This window comes from Nonomuraea indica, from assembly GCF_002850745.1.
In the GTDB taxonomy this organism is placed as follows: domain Bacteria; phylum Actinomycetota; class Actinomycetes; order Streptosporangiales; family Streptosporangiaceae; genus Nonomuraea; species Nonomuraea indica.
Genome location: NZ_KZ559477.1, coordinates 52,298 through 71,859 on the forward strand (window position 1 = coordinate 52,298; position 19,562 = coordinate 71,859).

General features: G+C 72.7%; 15 protein-coding genes. 6 read left to right on the top strand and 9 right to left on the bottom strand.

Annotated features, from left to right (window positions below; translation table 11 throughout):
• Positions 1-97: 97 nt before the first annotated feature.
• A complete protein-coding gene (locus tag CXR44_RS27250; protein ID WP_101788993.1) occupies positions 98-1,051 on the bottom strand; it encodes a Gfo/Idh/MocA family protein in 954 nt (317 codons plus the stop codon).
• Positions 1,052-1,227: 176 nt separating this feature from the next.
• On the opposite strand from CXR44_RS27250, the gene CXR44_RS27255 reads away from it, so the two are divergent.
• Complete coding sequence (locus tag CXR44_RS27255) at positions 1,228-2,169, top strand: hypothetical protein (protein ID WP_101788994.1); 942 nt, start codon at positions 1,228-1,230, stop codon at positions 2,167-2,169.
• The gene (locus tag CXR44_RS27260; protein WP_101788995.1) at positions 2,166-3,365 is read left to right on the top strand and encodes a DUF6716 putative glycosyltransferase; all 1,200 of its coding nucleotides are present in this window, start codon (positions 2,166-2,168) and stop codon (positions 3,363-3,365) included. Before CXR44_RS27255 ends, CXR44_RS27260 begins: the two co-directional genes overlap by 4 nt.
• 105 nt (positions 3,366-3,470) lie before the next feature.
• On the opposite strand, the gene CXR44_RS27265 is transcribed toward CXR44_RS27260, so the two are convergent.
• The 5 genes from CXR44_RS27265 to CXR44_RS27285 all read right to left on the bottom strand — a co-directional run bounded on the left by CXR44_RS27265 (position 3,471) and on the right by CXR44_RS27285 (position 10,057).
• Positions 3,471-4,778: an alpha-2,8-polysialyltransferase family protein gene (locus CXR44_RS27265; protein WP_245899438.1), complete on the bottom strand. Its 1,308-nt coding sequence runs from the start codon at positions 4,776-4,778 to the stop codon at positions 3,471-3,473.
• Complete coding sequence (locus CXR44_RS27270; RefSeq protein ID WP_101788996.1) at positions 4,775-5,767, bottom strand: glycosyltransferase family 2 protein; 993 nt, start codon at positions 5,765-5,767, stop codon at positions 4,775-4,777. Before CXR44_RS27270 ends, CXR44_RS27265 begins: the two co-directional genes overlap by 4 nt.
• 15 nt (positions 5,768-5,782) lie before the next feature.
• Positions 5,783-7,822, bottom strand: coding sequence for an N-acetylneuraminate synthase family protein (locus CXR44_RS27275; RefSeq protein ID WP_101788997.1), 2,040 nt, complete (start codon positions 7,820-7,822; stop codon positions 5,783-5,785).
• Positions 7,823-7,886: 64 nt separating this feature from the next.
• A complete protein-coding gene (locus CXR44_RS27280) occupies positions 7,887-8,561 on the bottom strand; it encodes a response regulator (protein WP_101788998.1) in 675 nt (224 codons plus the stop codon).
• Complete coding sequence (locus tag CXR44_RS27285) at positions 8,558-10,057, bottom strand: sensor histidine kinase (protein ID WP_101788999.1); 1,500 nt, start codon at positions 10,055-10,057, stop codon at positions 8,558-8,560. The genes CXR44_RS27280 and CXR44_RS27285 overlap by 4 nt, the downstream gene beginning before the upstream one ends.
• Before the next feature lie 104 nt (positions 10,058-10,161).
• On the opposite strand from CXR44_RS27285, the gene CXR44_RS27290 reads away from it, so the two are divergent.
• Positions 10,162-11,511, top strand: a complete 1,350-nt coding sequence (locus CXR44_RS27290; RefSeq protein WP_101789000.1) for a cation:dicarboxylate symporter family transporter — start codon at positions 10,162-10,164, stop codon at positions 11,509-11,511.
• 64 nt (positions 11,512-11,575) lie between these two features.
• Here CXR44_RS27290 and CXR44_RS27295 read toward each other — a convergent pair whose 3' ends face one another.
• From CXR44_RS27295 to CXR44_RS27305, 3 genes are all read right to left on the bottom strand, one after another.
• Complete coding sequence (locus CXR44_RS27295) at positions 11,576-12,397, bottom strand: SAM-dependent methyltransferase (RefSeq protein WP_101789117.1); 822 nt, start codon at positions 12,395-12,397, stop codon at positions 11,576-11,578.
• 56 nt (positions 12,398-12,453) lie between these two features.
• The gene (locus CXR44_RS27300) at positions 12,454-13,791 is read right to left on the bottom strand and encodes a sensor histidine kinase (protein ID WP_101789001.1); all 1,338 of its coding nucleotides are present in this window, start codon (positions 13,789-13,791) and stop codon (positions 12,454-12,456) included.
• 90 nt (positions 13,792-13,881) lie between these two features.
• On the bottom strand, positions 13,882-15,405 hold the full coding sequence (locus CXR44_RS27305; protein ID WP_101789002.1) for a glycoside hydrolase family 13 protein: 1,524 nt from the start codon (positions 15,403-15,405) through the stop codon (positions 13,882-13,884).
• Between the two features lie 302 nt (positions 15,406-15,707).
• On the opposite strand from CXR44_RS27305, the gene CXR44_RS27310 reads away from it, so the two are divergent.
• From CXR44_RS27310 to CXR44_RS27320, 3 genes are read left to right on the top strand one after another with little or no spacing between them, the layout of a single operon-like run.
• Positions 15,708-16,985 carry a sugar ABC transporter substrate-binding protein gene (locus CXR44_RS27310; protein ID WP_101789003.1) on the top strand — a complete coding sequence of 426 codons (1,278 nt, stop codon included), beginning with the start codon at positions 15,708-15,710 and terminating at the stop codon, positions 16,983-16,985.
• A 4-nt stretch (positions 16,986-16,989) separates the two neighbouring features.
• Positions 16,990-18,558 (top strand): ABC transporter permease subunit, encoded by a 1,569-nt coding sequence (locus CXR44_RS27315; protein WP_101789004.1) that lies wholly within the window; start codon positions 16,990-16,992, stop codon positions 18,556-18,558.
• Positions 18,555-19,394 carry a sugar ABC transporter permease gene (locus CXR44_RS27320; protein WP_219602010.1) on the top strand — a complete coding sequence of 280 codons (840 nt, stop codon included), beginning with the start codon at positions 18,555-18,557 and terminating at the stop codon, positions 19,392-19,394. The genes CXR44_RS27315 and CXR44_RS27320 overlap by 4 nt, the downstream gene beginning before the upstream one ends.
• The last annotated feature ends 168 nt before the right edge of the window (positions 19,395-19,562 follow it).

The following is a 19,562-nucleotide window of genomic DNA, read 5'->3' on the forward strand; positions in this document are numbered from 1 at the left end:
TGGTCCGGCTACGAACCGGTTGAAACCGGACGTATGCCGCGAATGCCCCATAAGGTAATGCATGCGGCAAGCGGTTTACAATAGGGCAAAGCGGAAGTCAGGAAATCTGCTCGCGGGCGTCGGCCAGCAGCCTGGCCATGGCAACGCTCTCGTCAAGGGGCATCACGGCGCTCTCCGTCCGGCCCTCGGCCAGCGCCTGCCGCACCTCCCGGACCTCCCCGGCGTAGCCGTTGTCGGCCGGGTCCAGGTCGTACACCTCGGGCTCCATGGACGGCCCGCTCAGCACCAGCCGCTTCGGCGCCCAGAACGGCGCCTGGAGGTCGGCGCGCATCTCCGTGCCCACCACGTACGCGCTGTTGGGGAAGGCGCCGCGCAGCGACACCTCGACCAGCGCCCGCCGCCCGCCGGGGTAGGTCAGCAGTCCGGCCGCCTCCGCGTCCACCCCCGACGGCGCCAGCGACCCGGTCATCGACAGCCGCTCGGGCCGGCCGAGCAGCAGCTGCGCCAGCCCGAACGGGTAGATCCCCAGGTCCAGCAGGGCTCCGCCGCCCAGCTCGGGCGCCCACAGCCGGTGCAGCGGGTCGTACGGCGAGGAGAAGCCGAACGAGGCGTGCACCGAGCGGATCTCACCGAACCGCGGATCGGTCGCGACCCGCCGGATCAGCGGGTTGAAGCGCATCCACATCGCTTCCATGAGGAAGATCCCGGCCTCGCGGGCCAGGCGCACCATCCGCTCGGTGTCGGCCACCGACGCGGCCAGCGGCTTCTCGCACAGCACGGCCTTGCCGTTGGCGATGGCGGCCTCGGCCACCTCCAGGTGCTGGGCGTGCGGCGTCGCCACGTAGACCGCGTCCACGGCGGGGTCGGCGCACAGCTCCGCGTAGGAGCCGTAGGCGGACTCGGCCCCCAGGACGCCGGCCAGCTCCCTGGCCCGGGTCACGTCGCGGGAGCCGACGGCCGCGACCCGCATGCCGGGCTCCGCCGCGATGACCGCCCCCACGGTCCGCGCGATGCCGCCGGTCGCTGCGATGCCCCATGCGAGATCTTTCACGGCAAAGGATCCTATCGACCCGCATTACCTTTTAGACACCTATGACCCCGTCTGCGCGCTGGTGTCCCTGACAGGCGCCGGGGGCTGTTGTTCACGCGTCGTTCCCGGCCGTGTAAGGCGGCCGGGTTACCTTGTGGCGCACCGGCTGCAGCCGGGCAACCGGCGAAGGGAGCAGCGTGCGCGAGCGGGCGTCGGCCTGGGTCGAGTCACCCCTTCAGATGCTCTGCGCCGTCGAGGCCCACCATGCCGGCCTCCTCGGCCCCGCGACGGTCGTCGTGCCCCGCGCCGGGCAGCGCGCGCTCAAGGCGACCCGCCGGGAGCTGCGCCGCATGGCCCTCCCGCCGGGCCTCGAACTGGCCGAGCCGGCCGAGCGCCTGCCGCGCCGGGTGGACGCCGCGGGCGACGCCTTCTCCGGCCGGGTGCAACTGCGCTGGCTGACCGCCGGACCGCGCCGCCTGGTCGTCGTCGACGACGGGCTGGCCACGATCCGGCTGCTGGAGCTGCTCGCCGCCGGACCGTACCGGCCGCTGCTGCGGGCACGCGCCCAGCCGGGCCTCGCGCGCGCGGCGCTCGGGCTGGCCGCCGCCCTCCGCCTGCGCGCCAGCAGCGTGACGGTGTTCACCGCGCTGCCGGTCCCGGCGGAGCTGGAGGCGGCCGTGCGCCGTGCCGGAGCCGACCTGGTCCGCCACGACTTCGCCTGGCTGCGTGCCCAGCCGTCCGGACCCGGCCCCGCCGAGCGGACCGTCGTGCTGGGCACCGCGCTGGTCCGCAACGGCCTCGTGCACCGCGACCGCTACCTGCGCTGGCTGACGAACCTGGCCGGCGAGGAGCCGCTCGCCTACTACCCGCACCGGCGCGAGGACCCCGTGGACGTGGCACTCATCCGCGAGCGGCCCGGCATCACCGTGCACGAGGGCGGCGCCCCGGCCGAGCTGACGCTGCGCGGTCTGGACCCGGGACAGCGGGTGCTCAGCCTGCCGTCCACGGCCATCACCTCGCTGCGCGTGCTCCTCGGGCCGCGCGGCGTCGCGGTCGAGCCGGTCGAGGTGCCGGACGACTGGTGGACCAGCAGGGCGGCGCCCGCCCTGCGATCGCATCTGACGGGAGTCACCGGGTGAGGGTTCTGGCGGTCGCCGACTCCGACTCGTACCTGAAATGGGCGGCCTGCCTGCTCGCCGACCTGCCGCCGGACCCCGCGACACGGCTCGCGGTGGTCCGCACGCCGATCGCCCCCTCACCGGGCCAGATCGCCGCAGCCCTGAGCGGCACCCCGGCCGCGGAGCCGCTGCCGCAGGTGCTGTCGGCGCGCGCCCTGCGGCGCGCGGCGGAGCGGATGCGGCCCGACGTGGTGCTCGTGGCCTGCACCGGCCCCGTCGTGGACGTGCTGGTGGCCGACGTGCTGGACGGGCTGCGCCCGCGGCCGGTGTTCGTCACCGGCCTGCCGGGCATCTCGGTGCCGGCGACGGAGAAGGCGTGGCTGTTCCGCAGCGGCTGCGACCTGTTCGTGGTGCACAGCCGCCGGGAGGTGGCCGAGTTCGCCGGCATCGCGGCCCGGCTGGGCGGAGGAGGGGCGATCGGCCTGGCGCGGCTGCCGTTCCTGCGCCCGCGCGGCGCGGGCCGCGACGGCCTGCCCGCCCGGCCTGGCGGCGGCGACCGGGTCGTGTTCGCCACCCAGGCCAAGGTGCCGGGGCCGCGCGAGGAGCGGGAGCGGATCCTGCACGCCCTGGCCCGGCTGGCCGCCGGCCGCCCCGACCTCGACGTGGTGGTGAAGCTGCGCGCCTGGGAGGACGAACGGCAGACCCACAACGAACGCCACCACTACCGGCGGCTCTGGCGGGACCTGGGCGAGCCAGGCAGGCTCGCGTTCGAGACCGGGCCGATGCACGAGCAGCTCGCGCGGGCCGCCGGGTTCGTCACGGTCAGCTCGACGGCCGCCCTGGAGGCGGTGGCGCAGGGCGTGCCGTCGCTGGTGCTCGCCGACTTCGGGGTGAGCGCCGAGATGATCAACCTGGTGTTCGAGGGTTCCGGCCTGCTCGGGACGCTCGACGACCTGGCCGGCGGCGCCTTCCGCGCCGCCGACCCCGCATGGTGCGCGGCCAACTACTTCCACCCCGCCGACGCCGACGACTGGACCGACCGGCTCGCCGCCCTGGTGACCGGCCCGGCCGAGCGGCCGCGCTCGCTGCTGGACGGACCCGAACACGCCGCGGCCCGGCGCCGCGCCAGGCTCCGCGTCGAGGTGCCGCCGCACATGCTGCGGGCCGGCTACCGCGCCCGGCGCCGCGTGCGCCGCTACCTGCGCGCCCTCACCTGACCAGCACCCCGGGCCGGGCGGCCGGGGCCCGTGACGCCCAGGCCCCCGGCCACGGGGGCAGGCCGTCCTCGCCGGCGACCTGGACCCCGGGACGGACCTCCGGCGTCACAGGGCGGCGCGGAGCTTCCGGCGCAGGCGGGTGAGGGCGGTGGGACGCGGGGCGAGGCCCAGGGTCTCCAGGCGCTTGCGCTTGAAGTAACGGGGATCGAAGGACGCCACGCCCTCCGGACGCAGCTCCGGGTAGGCGTCGGCCTGCATGCAGTAGCCCACGCCGCGCACCAGCGCCGCCAGGTCCACGGCGGGCGGCTCGCGCAGCTCGCCGTCCGCCGACAGCCGGGGCAGCAGCGCGTCCACGATCGTCACGGGCACCCGGTTGCTGTTCTCGTACGGCGTGAGCCGCTCCAGCACCAGGCCGGTCCCGTACGAGGCCACCGGCAGCCCGAAGTAGCGCCGCGCCGTCACCAGCCCGGTCGAGAAGCAGCCGGCCACCAGCCGCAACCGCGACGCGTCGAAGCACACCTCGGCGGGCACGCTCTCGCCCACCACCTCCAGCCGCACGCCCAGCCGCCCGGCCGCGGCGCGCAGCAGTCGGGCGTGCCCGCGCCCGGCGGCCGGGTGCGGCTTGAAGACGATCGTCGCGTGCCCGCGGGCGGCCAGCGCGCCCAGCATCGACTCGTGCAGCTGCGCCTCCTCCTCGGGCGTGACGATGCCGAGCGACGACAGGTACTGCCCGAGGATCATCGCCTCGCCCTCCGGCGGAGCCGCGGAGGTGGCGGCCACCTCCCGCACCACCTTGCGGAACGCCGCCTCCGGCAGCACCTCGGCGGGCACCCCGTACTCGCTGAGCAGCAGCGGCGTCAGGCCGGGCACCAGGTCGAGGTGGAGCAGCCGGGTGATCCGGCGGAAGATCTCGGCGGGCAGCGGGTCACGGGTCGGACCGTAGCTCATCAGCCCGTCGGAGTAGACGGTGATCGGGCAGTCGCGCACCAGCCCGGCGATCGTCCGGGCGGGCGGCACCGCGATGGACTCCAGCACCAGCTCGTCCACCCGGCCCAGCGCGAGGTGGCCGCTGACCAGCCGTTCCAGCATCGGCACCTCGATCACGCGCGCCCGCCAGTCGGCCGGGTGCAGCGGCGCGATCAGCTCGTTCCACGAGTGGATCTCGTCGAAGCGGGAGCGCAGCGCCGCGAACCCGGGCGTCCGGTCGAGCGGTGTGGTGACCTCGGGCACCGCGGAGTTCGTCGAGACGATGAGGACGCGCCGGCCGCCGGAGCCGAAGCGTCCCTCGTCGATCGCCGCGGCCAGCGACATCGCGCCGAACAGGGTCGAGGCGTAGCAGACCGTGGTGCCGGCGGGCCGGGCGGCGGCGCTCGCGCGCCCTCCCGGTGTGCCGGCGGGGTCGGGTCCGGTCACGGGTCCTCCCGGTCGCGGCCCGGCCGGGACCGGTACCGCACGTGTGGGCTGGGGGGCAGGTCGGGCAGCAGCGCGCGCAGGGCGGCCTCGCGTTCGGCGGACATGCCCGCCAGCGCCTCGGCGACGAGGTCCGGGGGCAGCCCGCGCACCATGGAGGCGCCCCGCTCCTCGAAACGGGCCCGCAGCCGCGGCGTGAACCGGTCGGCGAGCCGCAGGTGGTGGGCGAGCAGCGAGCAGAAGTTGCGCACCGCCTTGGGCCTGAACTCCTCCTCGACGTCCTTGAGCACCAGCTCGAACGCGTCGAAGAAGTGCAGCTGCCGCTCGTCGCCCACCTGCGTCAGCGACCCGGCCACCTGCCGCCGGTAGAAGATCCCGGCCAGCGACACCACGGCGAACGTGGCCGCCTCCTGGTGCAGCCGCCAGATCCACGGCCGGTCCTCGGCGGTGTGCAGCGAGCCGGGGAAACGCAGCAGGTCGTGCAGCGATCGGCGGTAGACGCCCGCCCAGGCGTACGGGTAGTCGACCATGGTCCGCACCCCCGCCGGCAGGATCGCCTCGCGCGGGTCGAGCACCACGTCCCGCCGCGCCAGCGGGGCGCGGTGCACGACCCGCTTGCGGCCCTCCGCCTGCACGTGGTCGGTGCGCACGAAGTCGCAGCCGAGCCCGTCCACGGCCGCCACCAGCCGCTCCAGATGCCCGGGGGCCAGCCAGTCGTCGCCGTCCATGAACGTCACGTACCTGCCGGTGGCCGCCTCCAGCCCGGTGTTGCGCGCGTCCGCCAGCCCCAGCGGCACGGGGTTGCGGATCACGGCCAGACCGGGCAGGTCACCGCGGAAGTCGTCGGCGATGTCGCCGGTCGCGTCCGCCGACCCGTCGTCCACCACGATGAACTCGAAGTCGGCCCGGCTGTTGCGGCGAAGCGAGGACAGCGCGTCCCCGATGTAGAGCTCGCAGTCCCGGACGGGCACGACGACCGAAAGAGTGATCAAAGCAGGGAACCCGGGTCAGACGGTGACGCGGCGCAGGCGGGCCTTGGGGGCCTCCTCGCCGGGGAAGACGCGCTTGACGCCGTCGCCGAGGGCCTGCTCGATGATCCGGATGTCGCGGACCAGGTGCTCCAGCCCGGACGGCTCCAGCGAGGCGGCGTGGTCGGAGCCCCACATGGTCCGGTCGAGCGTGATGTGCCGCTCCACGCAGACCGCGCCGAGCGTCACCGCCGCGAGCGAGATCTGCAGCCCGCGCTCGTGACCGGAGTAGCCGACCGGCACGCCGTAGCGCTCCTTGAGCGTGGTGATCGTGCGGAGGTTGGCCTCCTCCGGAGGCAGCGGGTACGTGGACGTCGCGTGCATCATGACCAGCTTGTCGGTGCCGAGGATCTCCACGGCCCGGTCGATCTCCGACAGCGTGGACATCCCGGTGGACAGGATCACCGGCTTGCCGGTGGCGGCCAGCGCGCGCAGCAGCTCGTGGTCGGCGACGCTGGCCGAGGCCACCTTGTGCGTCACGACGTCCATCTCCTCCAGGAACTCCACCGACGGCACGTCCCACGGGGAGGCGAACCAGTGCAGGCCCCGCTCGTCGCAGTACTTGGCGATCTGCCGGTACTCGTCGCGGCCGAACTCGGTGCGCTCCTTGTACTCCAGGTACGTCATCTCGCCCCACGGCGTCTGCCGGAGCTGCCCCTTCTGCTCCTCGGGCACGCAGATGGCCGGGGTGCGCTTCTGGAACTTCACCGCCTGGCAGCCGGCGTCGGCCGCCACGTCGATCAGCCGGCGCGCGATGTCGAGGTCGCCGTTGTGGTTGATGCCGATCTCGCCGATCACGTACACCGGCTCGCCGTCGCCCACCAGCACGTCGCCGATCGCCACCGGCCCGAGCCGCGGCGTCGCCCTGACCTCCGGCTGCGGCGCGGGTGCCGGGCGGGCCGCCACCACGCGGTCGCACAGCTCCCGCACGGCGCCGTCGCCGCCGGGACGGGTCAGCACGGCACGGGCCGCGGCCCGCACCCGCGGGTGCGCGTCCGGCACCGCCACCGGCCAGCCGACCTCGGCCATCGGGCCCAGGTCGTTCACGTCGTTACCCACGTAGGCCACCCGCGCCGGGTCGAGCCCCTCGATGCGCAGCCAGTCGCGCAGCACGGTCCGCTTGTCCGCCAGCCCCTGCAGGACCGGCACGCCCAGCTTGCGCGCCCGCGCGGCCACGACCGGGTTGCGCTCGGTCGACATGACCAGCACCTTGACCCCGGCCTTGCGCAGCAGCGCCACGCCCATCCCGTCGGAGCGGCTGACCAGCACCATCTCGCGGCCCTCGGAGTCGACGTAGGCGCGGTCGTCGGTGTGCACGCCGTCGAAGTCGGTGATGACCGCGTCCACGTCGATCGGCTCCGGCGCGTCCACGAACGGAGCGAGGGCGCGCACCAGCTCCAGGTCCTCCGGCTCGTCGATCTCGATCGCGTGCCGCGGCGGCACCGGCTGCACGGCGACGGTGCCGAAGAAGCGGTGGCCGTGCTCGCGCAGGCCCGAGGCGCGCATGGCGTAGAAGGCGCCGTTCTCGCGGAACTGCGGCTCGCGGTCCTGCCGGCGCGGCCGGAACGCAGGGTCGTGGTTGACCCCGGCGCCCGCGGCGGTCCACAGGAACTCGTGCGTCGGCAGCCCCGACACCACCGAGTCGGCCTCGCCGTCGAGCACCTTCCGCACCGCCGCCGACAGGTCGGCCGGGTCGATGAACGCGCTCGTGCACTGCACCAGCACCACCACCTCGGGGTCGGCGCCCAGCGCGTCGAGGGCGTGCAGCACCGCCGACTCGCTGGAGGCGGTCGCGCCGCTCAGCTCCGCCGGACGGTCGACGACGAGCGCGCCGGCCTCCCGGGCCACCTCGGCGATGCCGGCATGGTCCGTGCTGACGACGACCGTGTCGACGATGTCGGCGCGCAGGCAGGCGCGTACCGCGCGGGCCACCAGCGGGACGCCGCCCACCTTCGCGAGGTTCTTCAGGGGGACGCCCGCCGAACCTCCGCGGGCGGGAACTACGGCCAGGACGCGCAACGTGACTCCTCAGTGCTTCGCGGGTTGCACCCAGAAGCTAGAGGCCGGGATTGAACGACCAGCGTCAGCGCCCTGAACTTTCCGTGGGCATCCGGTAGAGCAGTTCTGGCCGCCCCACCCCGCCGTACTGGGGGAACCGCACCGCCGCACCCAGCTCCACCAGGTACTCCAGGTAGCGCCTGGCCGTCACCCGCGACACCCCGGCCGCCGCGCCCACGGCCTGCGCCGAGACGCCCTCGGGCCGGGCGCGCAGCTCGGCCGCGACCGTGTCCAGCGTGTCCTGCGTCATGCCCTTGGGCAGCTCGGTCGTTCCGCGCAGGGTGCCGAGGAACCGGTCCACGTCGCCCTGCCCGACGATCTCGCCGGCCTCGCCGCGGAAGCGGGCGTAGCGGGTCAGCTTCTCCTGCAGCGCCGCGAACGCGAACGGCTTGAGCAGGTACTGCGAGACGCCCAGCGACACCGCCGAGCGCACCATGGCCAGGTCGCGCGCGGAGGTGATCGCGATCACGTCGCACAGCAGCCCGCCCGCCCGCACGGCCCGGCACACCTCCAGCCCGTGCATGTCGGGCAGGTAGAGGTCGAGCAGGATGAGGTCCACCGGCGTGCTCCGCAGGAACCGCAGCGCCTCGCCGCCGGAGCGGGCCACCCCGGCCACCCGGAAGCCCGGCACCCGCTCGACGTAGATGCGGTTGGCCTCGGCGGTGATCTCCTCGTCCTCGACCACCAGCACGGAGATCATGAGACTCGCTCCGGCGCCGGCAGCCGCACCGTGAACACCGACCCGGCCACCTCGATCGTGCCTCCCAGCCGCCGCACCGCCTGCCCGACGAGCGCCAGCCCCAGCCCGTGCCCGTCACCCTTGGTGGTCCACCCTCTCCTGAACGCCTCGGGCGCCGTCAAGCCCGGCCCGTCGTCGGCCACCCGGATGACGAGCCCGGAGGCGTCCCCGCGGACCAGCACCTCCACCCGGCCGGCCGCCTCGACGGCGTTGTCGATCAGGTTGCCGACGATCGTCACCAGGTCGCGCGTGTCCAGGCCCAGGTCGTCCAGCTCGCTGTCCTCGCTGATCACCAGCTCGGCGCCGCGCTCGGCCGCCTCGGCGCTCTTGCCGAGCAGCAGCGCGGCGAGCACCGGCTCGCGCACCGAGCCCATCACCCGGTCGGTCAGCTCCTGCGCCGCCCGCAGCTCCGCCGTGCCGAACGCCACCGCCTCCTCGGTGCGGCCCAGCTCCACCAGCGTGACCACCGTGTGCAGCCGGTTGGCCGACTCGTGCGCCGCCGACCGCAGCGACTCGGCGAAACCCCGCTCGGCGTCGAGCTGCCCGGCGAGGGTCTGCAGCTCGGTGTGGTCGCGTACGGTCACCACGGTGCCGAGCCGGCTGGCGGCGCTGTTGACGGCGAGCACCCGGTCGCCCACCAGATGGATGCTCTCCTCCTCGCGCCCGGCCAGCACGTCCGGCATGCCCAGGTCCGCCACGTGCCGGCCCTCGGCGTCGGCCGGCAGGTCCAGCAGCGCGCGGGCGGCGTCGTTGCACAACGTGAGCGTGCCGTCCCTGCCGACCAGCAGCAGCCCCTCGCGGACGGCGTGCAGCACCGCGTCGTGGTGCTCGTGGATGCGGCCCAGTTCGACCGGGCCGAGCCCGTGCGTCTGCCGCCGAAGCCGCGCCGTCACCAACCAGGTGCCGGCCGCGCCGAGACCGAGGGCGAGCGCCACGATGCCGGCCATCCAGCCGAGCACGCCGCGCAGCGCGGCGCTCACCTTCTCGACCTTGATGCCGGCGCTGACCAGGGCGTCGACGGACCCGTCGGGGCCGTGCACGGGCACCACGGCGCGCACCGACGGACCGAGCGTGCCGGTGTAGGTCTCGGTGAACGCCCGCCCGCGCACCGCCTCCTCGATGTGCCCGAGGAACCGGCGCCCGATCTCCGCCGGGTTGGGGTGGGTGTGACGGGTGCCGTCGGGCTTCATGATGGTGACGAAGTCGACGCCGGTCTCCGCGCGCACCCGCTCGGCGTACGGCTGCAGGCGCCGGGTGGGCGACGGCTCGCCGAGCGCGGCCAGCACGTCCGGGGAGGCCGCGACGCTGAGCGCCACGGCCTTCGACCTGGCGGCGGCCTCGGTGGTCACCACCTGCTGGGCCAGCACCGAGACCAGCGCGGCGCCGCCCGTCACGGTCACCGCGACCACGACGAGCTGCAGGACCAGCATCTGGCCCGCAAGACTCCAACGACGCATCCGACCTCTCCGTGAACGAAACTTACGCAATAGTGACCTCGGTCACCACGCCCCGCATAGTCACGCGGTGAGGACTTCCATCGCCGAAGCTCGGAGAGCCCGCCATGCGTGATCGCACCCGATATCTGTACCTGGCCGTCATCGTGGCGGTGCTTGCCGGCATCCTGGTCGGCTTCGTCTGGCCCGACGTCGGCAAGGAGCTCAAGCCCATCGGCACCGGGTTCGTCGCCCTCATCAAGATGATGATCAGCCCGATCATCTTCTGCACGATCGTGCTGGGCGTCGGCTCGGTCACCAAGGCCGCCAAGGTCGGCAAGGTGGGCGGGCTCGCACTCGGTTACTTCATCGCCATGTCGACTGTAGCGCTGGTCATCGGCCTGGCGGTGGGCAACCTCATCGATCCCGGCACCGGGCTGCACCTGACGAACGAGGCCAGGGAGGCGGCGGCGTCGGAGGCGGCCAAGGGCGAGTCGACGAGCACGGTGGACTTCCTGCTCGGCATCATCCCGACCACGCTGGTGTCGGCCTTCACCGAGGGCCAGGTGCTGCAGACGCTGCTGGTGGCGCTGCTGGCCGGCTTCGCGCTGCAGGCCATGGGCGCCAGGGCCACCCCGATCCTGGACGGCATCGCGCACATCCAGCGGCTGGTGTTCCGCATCCTCGCCATGATCATGTGGGCGGCGCCAGTGGGCGCGTTCGGCGCGATCGCGGCGGTCGTCGGCGCCACCGGCCTCGACGCGCTCAAGAGCCTGGCGGTCATCATGGCCGCCTTCTACCTCACCTGCCTGCTGTTCGTCGGCGTCGTGCTCGGCGCGCTGCTGTGGATCGTCGCCCGGATCAACCTGTGGACGCTGCTGCGCTACCTGGGCCGGGAGTTCCTGCTCATCCTGTCGACGTCCTCCTCGGAGTCGGCGCTGCCCCGGCTCATCGCCAAGATGGAGCACCTGGGCGTCAGCCGGCCGGTCGTCGGCATCACCGTGCCGACCGGCTACTCCTTCAACCTCGACGGCACCGCGATCTACCTGACCATGGCCACGCTGTTCGTCGCCTCGGCCACCGGCGCGCCGCTCGGCTTCGGCGAGCAGGTGTCGCTCCTCGTCTTCATGATGATCGCCTCCAAGGGCGCGGCGGGCGTGACCGGCGCCGGCCTGGCCACGCTGGCGGGCGGCCTGCAGTCGCACCGGCCCGAGCTGGTGGACGGCGTCGGCCTCATCGTCGGCATCGACCGCTTCATGTCCGAGGCGCGGGCGCTGACGAACTTCGCCGGCAACGCCGTCGCCACCGTCCTCGTCGGCACCTGGACGGGAGAGTTCGACCGCGGGCGGGCGCTCGAGGTGCTCGCCGGGCGCGCGCCGTTCGACGAGGCCACCCTGCTCGACGAGGAGCACGCGCGGCCCGAGCCGCAGGAGCCGCCCGCGCCGGCGGCCGAGCGGACGATGACCCCGGCGGTGTGACCGCCGCCTCGGCACGGCGCGGCGCCGGCCCGGTCACCCGGGCCGGCGCCCCGTCGTGGCGGGGTCAGGCGCCGGGTTTGCGGCCGATGCCCGCGTACCCCATCCTCGCCACGTGCTCGTTCATGAACGGCACCTCGTCCGGATCGACGAACGGCCACCCGATCTGCGGGTCGAGCCCCGTGGCCAGGCCGGGCGGTACGAGCTCGAAGTCGCCGAAGAAGGCGGCGATCTCGGCGCCGCTGCGCGGGCAGAACGGGGAGTTGGCCTGCTTGTAGAACTCGGCGACCCGCATGATGCGCTCGCCGTCCACGTCGCTGCCGACGTGCGACAGGGCCAGGTAGCTGCCGGGCGCCAGCGCCTCGCGGTAGCGGGCCACGAACGCCCGCGGCTCGTCCTCGTCGGGCACCAGGTGCAGGAAGAACATCATCAGCAGGGCCACCGGACGGTCGAAGTCGAGCAGCGCCCGCACCTGCGGATGGCCCAGGACCTCCTCCGGCCGGCGCGCGTCGGCCTCCACCATGGCCACCCCGGGGGCCGCCAGCAGGGCCCGCCCGTGCGCGGCCACCACGGAGTCGATGTCGACGTAGACCACCTTGGCGCCCGGTGCGTGACGGCGCGCGACCTCGTGCACGTTCTCCTGCGCCGGCAGGCCGGAGCCCAGGTCGAGGAACTGGGTGACGCCCTGTTCGCACAGGTAGCGCACGATCCGGCCGATCAGCTCGCGGTTCTGCCGGGTCCCCTCGCGCGCGTCGGGCATCACGCTGAGGACCAGCTCGGCCAGCTCCCGGTCGGCGTGGAAATTGTTCTTGCCGCCCAGGAAGTAGTCGTACATGCGCGCCGCGTTGGGGATGTGCGGATCGACACCATGCGGCGCTTGTTCCATCATGTCCGCCATGATCCCGGACGTGCCCGCCTGAACGCTACCGATTCCCCATATAACGCCTAGACAGCGGGCAAGCGGAGCACGAAGCGCGCGCCGCCGCGGCACTCCTCGGCGCAGATCTCGCCCCCGTGCGCCAGTGCCACGTCCCGCGCGATGGCCAGGCCCAGGCCGGTGCCGCCCGCGTCGCGGCTGCGCGCCGCGTCCAGGCGGGTGAACCGCTCGAAGATGCGCTCGCGGTCCTCGGCGGCGATCTCCGCGCCGTCGTTCTCCACGGCGAGCACGGCCATGCCGTCGTGCGTGCCGACCGAGACGCGCACGTACCGGTCGGCGTGCCGCTGGGCGTTGTCGAGCAGGTTGGTCAGCACCCTGGCCAGCTGCAGCCGCACGCCGTCCACCTCGACGCGCTCCTCGACCGCCAGCCGCACCGGGACCCGGTCCTTGCGCACCGACAGCTCCTCGCGGACGAGCTGGGCGAGGTCCAGCCGCTCCTTGGAGGTGTCCACCTGGGAGCCGATCCGCGCGAGCAGCAGGAGGTCGGTGATGATCGCCTGCAGCCGGTCGGTGTCGCGCAGCGCGCTCTTCACCAGCGAGCCGAGGTCGGTGTCGTCGGGGTAGAGCTGCGCGCTCTCGAGCTGGGCGCGCAGCCCGGCGACCGGGGTGCGCAGCTCGTGGGAGGCGTCGGAGGCGAACTGGCGCTGCTGGTCGGCCGAGCGTTCCAGCCGGGCCAGCGTGCCGTTGATGGATCCGGCGAGCCCCGCCAGCTCGTCGCCCTCCGGCGGGGTCACCCGGCGGCTCAGGTCGCTGGCGGTGATCTCCTCCAGCTCGGCCCGCATCGCCGAGACCGGCCGGAGGGCCTTGCCCATGATCAGCCATGTCGCCCAGCCGGTGAGCGCCACGACCACCGCCACCTCGGTGAAGGCCAGGGACTCCAGGACGTAGGAGCGCAGCATCCGCGGCGTCCTGGTGCCGGTGTAGACGACGCGGGAGTCGGGGGCGGCCGACACCCGCCAGGCGGTGAAGTGCACGCACATCGTGGGCAGGCAGTTCTCGGACGTCACGACGGGGTCGTCCGGGCCGGGCCACACGTTCCCGATCAGCGGCAGGTTCCGGGCCCCGTCGCTGCTGCCCACGATGTTCCCGCCGGGTTCGACGACCTGGATCAGCTCGATCGAGGCGTCGGGCATCGGGATGGAGGCGCCCGACGGCAGGTCGCCCGCCCGTACGTCGGTCACGACGCGCTCGGCGCTCGCCAGGGTGTCGGCGGCGACCGTGGTCCTGATCCACGACCTGGCCGCGGCCACGCCGATGAGCGCCACCGGCATGAGGACGACCGCGGCGATCAGGGTCGTGATCAGGGTGACGCGGCCGCGGAGGGAACCCGCCCAGGACCGGAACATCCCATCGAGGCTACTGTCCGTGATTACCCGGATAAGTCCCGTGATGGGAAATTTCGCGTCAAGCTCTGCATCCCGGCCCGCGGCCGCCGGTCAGAGCCGCACCCACACCGTGGTGTCGGGGGCGACCGTCCCGTCGCCCCGCTGCGGGCCGCTGGACAGCAGCACCTCGCCCCCGGCCAGCCGGTGGTCCAGCTCCGCCAGGGCCACCGGCTCCTCGCCGGTGTTGAGCACCACGGCCAGGCCCGGCGAGCGCTCCAGCGCCAGCACGTCCCTCGGCGAGTCGATCCAGGCCAGCTCGCCGCCCCCGAGAGCGGGGTGCTCCTTGCGCAGGCGCAGCGCGGCCCGGTAGAGGTTCAGCGTGGAGCCCGGGTCGGCCTCCTGTGCCTCGGCCGACAGCTCGCGCCAGGAGTCGGGGATCGGCAGCCACGGATCCCGCCAGCCGCACCCCGGCTCGCTCGTCCAGGGCAGCGGCACGCGGCAGCCGTCACGGCTCTCGCCGCTGCGCCGGAACGCCGGGTCCTGGCGCAGCTCGTCCGGCAGGTCGAGCACCTCCGGCAGGCCCAGCTCCTCGCCGTTGTAGAGATAGGCGCAGCCGGGCAGCGCCAGCATGAGCAGCGTCGCGGCCCTGGCCCGTGCCGGCCCGCCGTGCCGGGTGACGTGCCGCGGCTTGTCGTGGTTGGACAGCACCCAGGTGGTGGGCGCCCCGACCAGCTCGGCCTCGGCCAGGGCCTTCTCGATGACCGTGCGGAAGGACTTGGCGTGGAAGTCGGCCATCATGAAGTCGAACGAGAACGCCTGGTGCAGTTCGTCCGGCCCCACGTAGCGGGCCAGCCGCTCGGGCGACGACACCCACGCCTCGGCCACCGCCATCCGCCCGCCCGGGTAGGAGTCGAGGATGGGCCGCCACTCGCGGTAGATGTCGTGCACGCCGTCCTGGTCGAAGTACGGCACCCGCTCGTCGCCGAGCAGCTCGGCCTGGCGGCCCTGCTTGGGTCCGACGTCCGGCAGCCCGGCCGCCTTCACCATGCCGTGCGCCACGTCCACCCGGAAGCCGTCGACGCCCCGGTCCAGCCAGAAGCGCAGGATGTCGCGGAACTCCGCGCGCACCTCCGGGTTGTCCCAGTTGAGGTCGGGCTGCTCGGGTGCGAACAGGTGCAGGTACCACTGCCCGTCCTCGACCTGCGTCCACGCGGGACCGCCGAAGATGGACTCCCAGTCGTTCGGGCGGTCGCGGAAGATGTAGCGGTCGCGGTTCTCGCCGCGCAGCGCCTCCTGGAACCACGGGTGCCGGTCGGAGGAGTGGTTGGGCACGAGGTCCACGATGACCCGGATGCCCAGCGCGTGCGCGTCGGCCACCAGCGCGTCGAAGTCGGCCAGGGTGCCGAACCTGGGGTCCACGTCGCGGTAGTCGGCCACGTCGTAGCCGGCGTCGGCCTGTGGTGAGGTGTAGAACGGGCTGAGCCAGAGGGCGTCCACGCCGAGCGCGCTCAGGTAGCCGAGGCGCTCCCGCACTCCCGGCAGGTCGCCCATGCCGTCACCGTCGGCGTCGGCGAAACTCCGCGGATACACCTGGTACACGACGGCGTCGCGCCACCAGTCGTCGTTACCGAGCATGGTCGTCCTTCCCCCGAACTGTCCGTGATGTCTGGTGCAGAATGGCCCGAGGGCTTGCAACGGGTCAAGTGGAAGTTGCGGAAACTTACAGCCCGGCTTCCCGGCCCGGTCAACCGCCACGCGCCGGGGTCAAGACTGCCCCCTGGGAGGTCTGGATCAGGTAACGCTTTTTGCAAGTTCTTCCAATTCTTGCAAAACGCCGCTAACGTCCCCGACACACAAGCCGCACCGCGGCCACAAATGATCTTTCCGGCGGTGGCATGGCGCATGTCATCGCCCCCTCCGTGACCTCAGGAGGTCTCATGCGCAAGCCAGCTCTGGGCGTGGCCGCACTCGCGACCCTGGCCATCACCGCCACCGCCTGTGGCGGCGGCCAGTCCGCCGCCCCCTCGGCGGCGCCCACCGCGTCGACCGGTGCCACCGCATCGGCCGGCCAGGGCGGAGGCAAGCTCGTGATCTGGGCCGACCCCAACCGGGTCAAGGCCCTCAAACCCTTCACCGAGCAGTTCGGCACCGAGAACGGCGTCACGGTCGAGGTGAAGGAGATCAGCAAGGACAACCAGGTGACCTTCCTCACCGCCTCCCAGCAGGGCAGCGGCCCGGACATCATGATCGGCGCGCACGACTGGATCGGCAACCTCGTGCAGAACGGCGCCATCGACCCGGTGAACCTCACCGAGGAGCAGAAGGCCGCCTTCTCCGAGATCGCGCTCAAGGCCGTGACCTTCGGCGGCCAGGTGTACGGCGCCCCGTACGCCGTGGAGAACATCGCGCTCATCCGCAACACCGACCTCGCCCCCGACGCGCCCGCCACCATCGAGGACCTGGTCGCCAAGGGCGCCGAGCTGAAGAAGGCCGGCAAGGTCAAGGAGGTGCTCTGCCTGCCGGTCGGGCAGAAGGGTGACGCCTTCCACTCCTACCCGATCTTCGCCTCCGGCGGCGGCGCGCTGTTCGGCGCCACCTCCACCGGCGACCCCGACCCCAAGAAGGTCCTGGTCGGCGCGCCCGAGTCGGTCAAGGCGTTCGAGAAGCTGAAGTCGCTCGGTGAGAAGGGCGAGGCCGCCCTGAAGACCTCCATCACCAACGAGAACTACATCCCGAGCTTCGCCTCGAAGAAGTGCGCCTTCCTCGTCTCCGGCCCGTGGGCGATGGGCGAGGTCAAGAAGGCCGGCTTCGGGTACGACATCACCCCCGTCCCGCCTTTCAAGGACGGCAAGCCCGCCACCCCCTTCGTCGGCGTCCAGACGTTCTTCGTCGCGGCCAAGGGCCAGAACAAGACCCTCGCCCAGGAGTTCGTCACCAACTACGTGACGAACAAGGACGTCGCCAAGGCCCTGTACGAGGCCGATCCGCGCCCGCCGGCGCTGACCGCGGCGCTGACCGAGGCCGAGGCGGCCGACCCCGACGCCGGCAAGTTCATGGCCGCCGGTAAGGACGGCTTCCCGATGCCGGCCATCCCCGAGATGGCCGCGATCTGGGAGCCGTTCGGCATCGCCGAGGCCGCCGTCGTCAAGGGCGGCGACGCCGCCAAGGCCGCCGAGGCCGCCCAGAAGGCCATCGACGGCTCGCTCAAGAACTGACGTCATGGTCGCAGACGTGCGTGAGAGCGCGGTGGCCGAGCAGGCGCCGCGCCCGCGCCGGGAGATCACCACGGGCTTCGTGGTGAGCAGGATCGCGGTGCTGGCCGTGGCCGGCGCGATCCTGCTCTACGCCGTGCCGCCGCTGGTCGCGGCCGGGGCGTGGGCCTCCTTGGCGCTGCTGGGCGTGGTGAGCGCGGTCATCTGCTACCTCTACCTGACCCGCCGCTTCGTCCCGGCGAAGTATCTGATCCCCGGCACGGTCTTCCTGATCGCCTTCCAGGTCTTCCCCGTCCTCTACACGGTGAGCACTGCGTTCACCAACTTCGGCGACGGGCACCGCGGCGACAAGCAGGCGGCCGTCACCGCCATCGAGACCGGCTCCGTACGGCAGGCCCCGGGCTCGCCCGAGTACGCCCTGACCGCCGCCCTCCGCGACGGGAACCTGGTGTTCCTGCTCGTCGACCCCAAGACCAAGCAGGTCCAGGCCGGCACCGGACAGGGCCTCAGCCCCGTGACCGGCGCCCAGGTCGGCATCACCGGCAAGGTCGTGCGGGCGCCCGGGTACACCGTGCTCAAGGCGCCCGAGGCCGCCGCCCGCGCCAAGGACATCGCGGCGCTGTCCGTCCCCACCCCCGGCGGCCTGATCAAGGCGAACGGGCTGAGCCGCGCCGTCGAGGGGCGCGCCGCCCTCACCTACGACGCCGCCTGCGACTGCGTCAAGGGCGAGGGCGACACCTGGACGGCCGACGAGACGCGGGGCTACTTCGTCAACGCCAAGGGCGAGCACCTCGCGCAGGGCTGGCAGGTCAACGTCGGCCTGGACAACTTCACCCGGGTGCTGACCAACCCCACCATCAGCGGCTACTTCTTCGGCGTCTTCGCCTGGAACCTGGGCTTCGCCGTCGCCTCCGTCGCCACCACCTTCGCGCTCGGCGTGGCCGTCGCCCTGGCGTTGCACCACCCCCGCATGCGCGGCACCAGGGCGTACCGGATCGTGCTGGTCCTGCCGTACGCGATGCCGGCCTTCGCGATGCTGCTGGTCTGGCGCGACATGTTCAACCGCGACTTCGGCCTGATCAACCAGCTGTTCGGCCTCGAGGTCGACTGGATGGGCGACCCCGTCACCGCCCGGTTCGCCGTCATCCTGGTCAACCTGTGGCTCGGCTTCCCGTACATGTTCCTCGTCACCACCGGCGCGTTGCAGGCCATCCCGCGCGAGCTGACCGAGGCCGCCTCCATCGACGGGGCGACGCCCTGGCAGGGGTTCGGCAAGGTGACGATGCCGCTGCTGCTGGTCGCGCTGACACCGCTGCTGATCTCGTCGTTCGCGTTCAACTTCAACAACTTCAACGCGATCGCGCTCACCAGCGAGGGCGGGCCGTTCCCCGCCGAGAACCCGCAGGTCGGAGCGACCGACCTGCTCATCACCTACACGTTCAGGCTGGCGTTCGGCGCCGGCGGGGCGCAGTTCGGCTTCGCGGCCGCGATCTCGGTGTTCATCTTCGCCATCGTCGCGGTCATCTCCGCGGTCGCCTTCCGGCGCACCCGCAAGCAGGAGGAGGTGTACGCGTGAAGATCGCGCTGAGGCACGTCTTCGTGCTCGTCGTGTGCGCGTTCGCGCTGGTGCCGATCATCTTCGTGGTGTCGGCGGCGATCAACCCGCTGGGCACGCTCGCCTCCACCGACCTGCTGCCCACCGGGGCGAGCCTGGCCAACTTCGCCGACCTGTTCGCCTCCGAGACCCACCCGTTCGGCCGGTGGTTCTTCAACTCCGTCTTCATCGCGCTGACCGCGTCGTTCGCCAGCCTGCTGCTGTCGATGCTCGCCGCGTACGCCTTCAGCCGCATGAGGTTCCGCGGCCGCCGGGTCGGGCTGCTGGCGCTGCTGCTCATCCAGATGTTCCCGCAGTTCCTGGCCATCGTGACGATCTTCATCATCTTCACCCGGGTGACCGAGCTGTACCCGCCGTTCGGCTTCAACACCGTGTGGGGCCTGCTGCTGCTCTACCTCGGCGGCGCGCTCGGCGTGAACACCTGGCTGATGAAGGGCTTCCTCGACACCGTGCCCAAGGAGCTCGACGAGGCCGCCACCGTCGACGGCGCCACCCACGCGCAGATCTTCTGGCGGATCATCCTGCCGCTCGTCACGCCCATCCTCGCGGTCACCGCGCTGCTGGCGTTCATCGGCTTCATGAGCGAGTTCCTCATGGCGAACGTCTTCCTGCGCGACCCGGAGAGCAAGACGCTCGCGGTGGGCATGTTCGGCATGATCGCCGGAGACCAGCGCAACGCCAACTTCGGCATGTTCGCCGCGGCCACGCTCATCACCGCGATCCCCACCGTGGGGGTCTTCCTGTGGCTGCAGAAGTACATCGTCTCCGGCCTCACGGCCGGGGCGGTCAAGGGTTAGCGGACGCGCCCGCGTCCGGGAGGAGATGCGTTGCGTCACATCGACGAGCCGCACCACGACGGTTCCGCCCTGTACGTCTCGGAGCCGGCGCCGTCGCCCGGCACCCCGGTCACGGTCTGGGTGCGCACGCCCCGGGCCGCCGGGGTGACGGGCGGCCCCGTCCGCGCC

Bases quoted from the DNA above. Each gene is read 5' to 3' on its own strand.
- CXR44_RS27280 (WP_101788998.1), bottom strand. From the start codon at position 8,561: ATGATCTCCGTGCTGGTGGTCGAGGACGAGGAGATCACCGCCGAGGCC.
- CXR44_RS27285 (WP_101788999.1), bottom strand. From the start codon at position 10,057: ATGCGTCGTTGGAGTCTTGCGGGCCAGATGCTGGTCCTGCAGCTCGTC.
- CXR44_RS27290 (WP_101789000.1), top strand. From the start codon at position 10,162: ATGCGTGATCGCACCCGATATCTGTACCTGGCCGTCATCGTGGCGGTG.
- CXR44_RS27295 (WP_101789117.1), bottom strand. From the start codon at position 12,397: ATGATGGAACAAGCGCCGCATGGTGTCGATCCGCACATCCCCAACGCG.
- CXR44_RS27300 (WP_101789001.1), bottom strand. From the start codon at position 13,791: ATGTTCCGGTCCTGGGCGGGTTCCCTCCGCGGCCGCGTCACCCTGATC.
- CXR44_RS27305 (WP_101789002.1), bottom strand. From the start codon at position 15,405: ATGCTCGGTAACGACGACTGGTGGCGCGACGCCGTCGTGTACCAGGTG.
- CXR44_RS27310 (WP_101789003.1), top strand. From the start codon at position 15,708: ATGCGCAAGCCAGCTCTGGGCGTGGCCGCACTCGCGACCCTGGCCATC.
- CXR44_RS27315 (WP_101789004.1), top strand. From the start codon at position 16,990: ATGGTCGCAGACGTGCGTGAGAGCGCGGTGGCCGAGCAGGCGCCGCGC.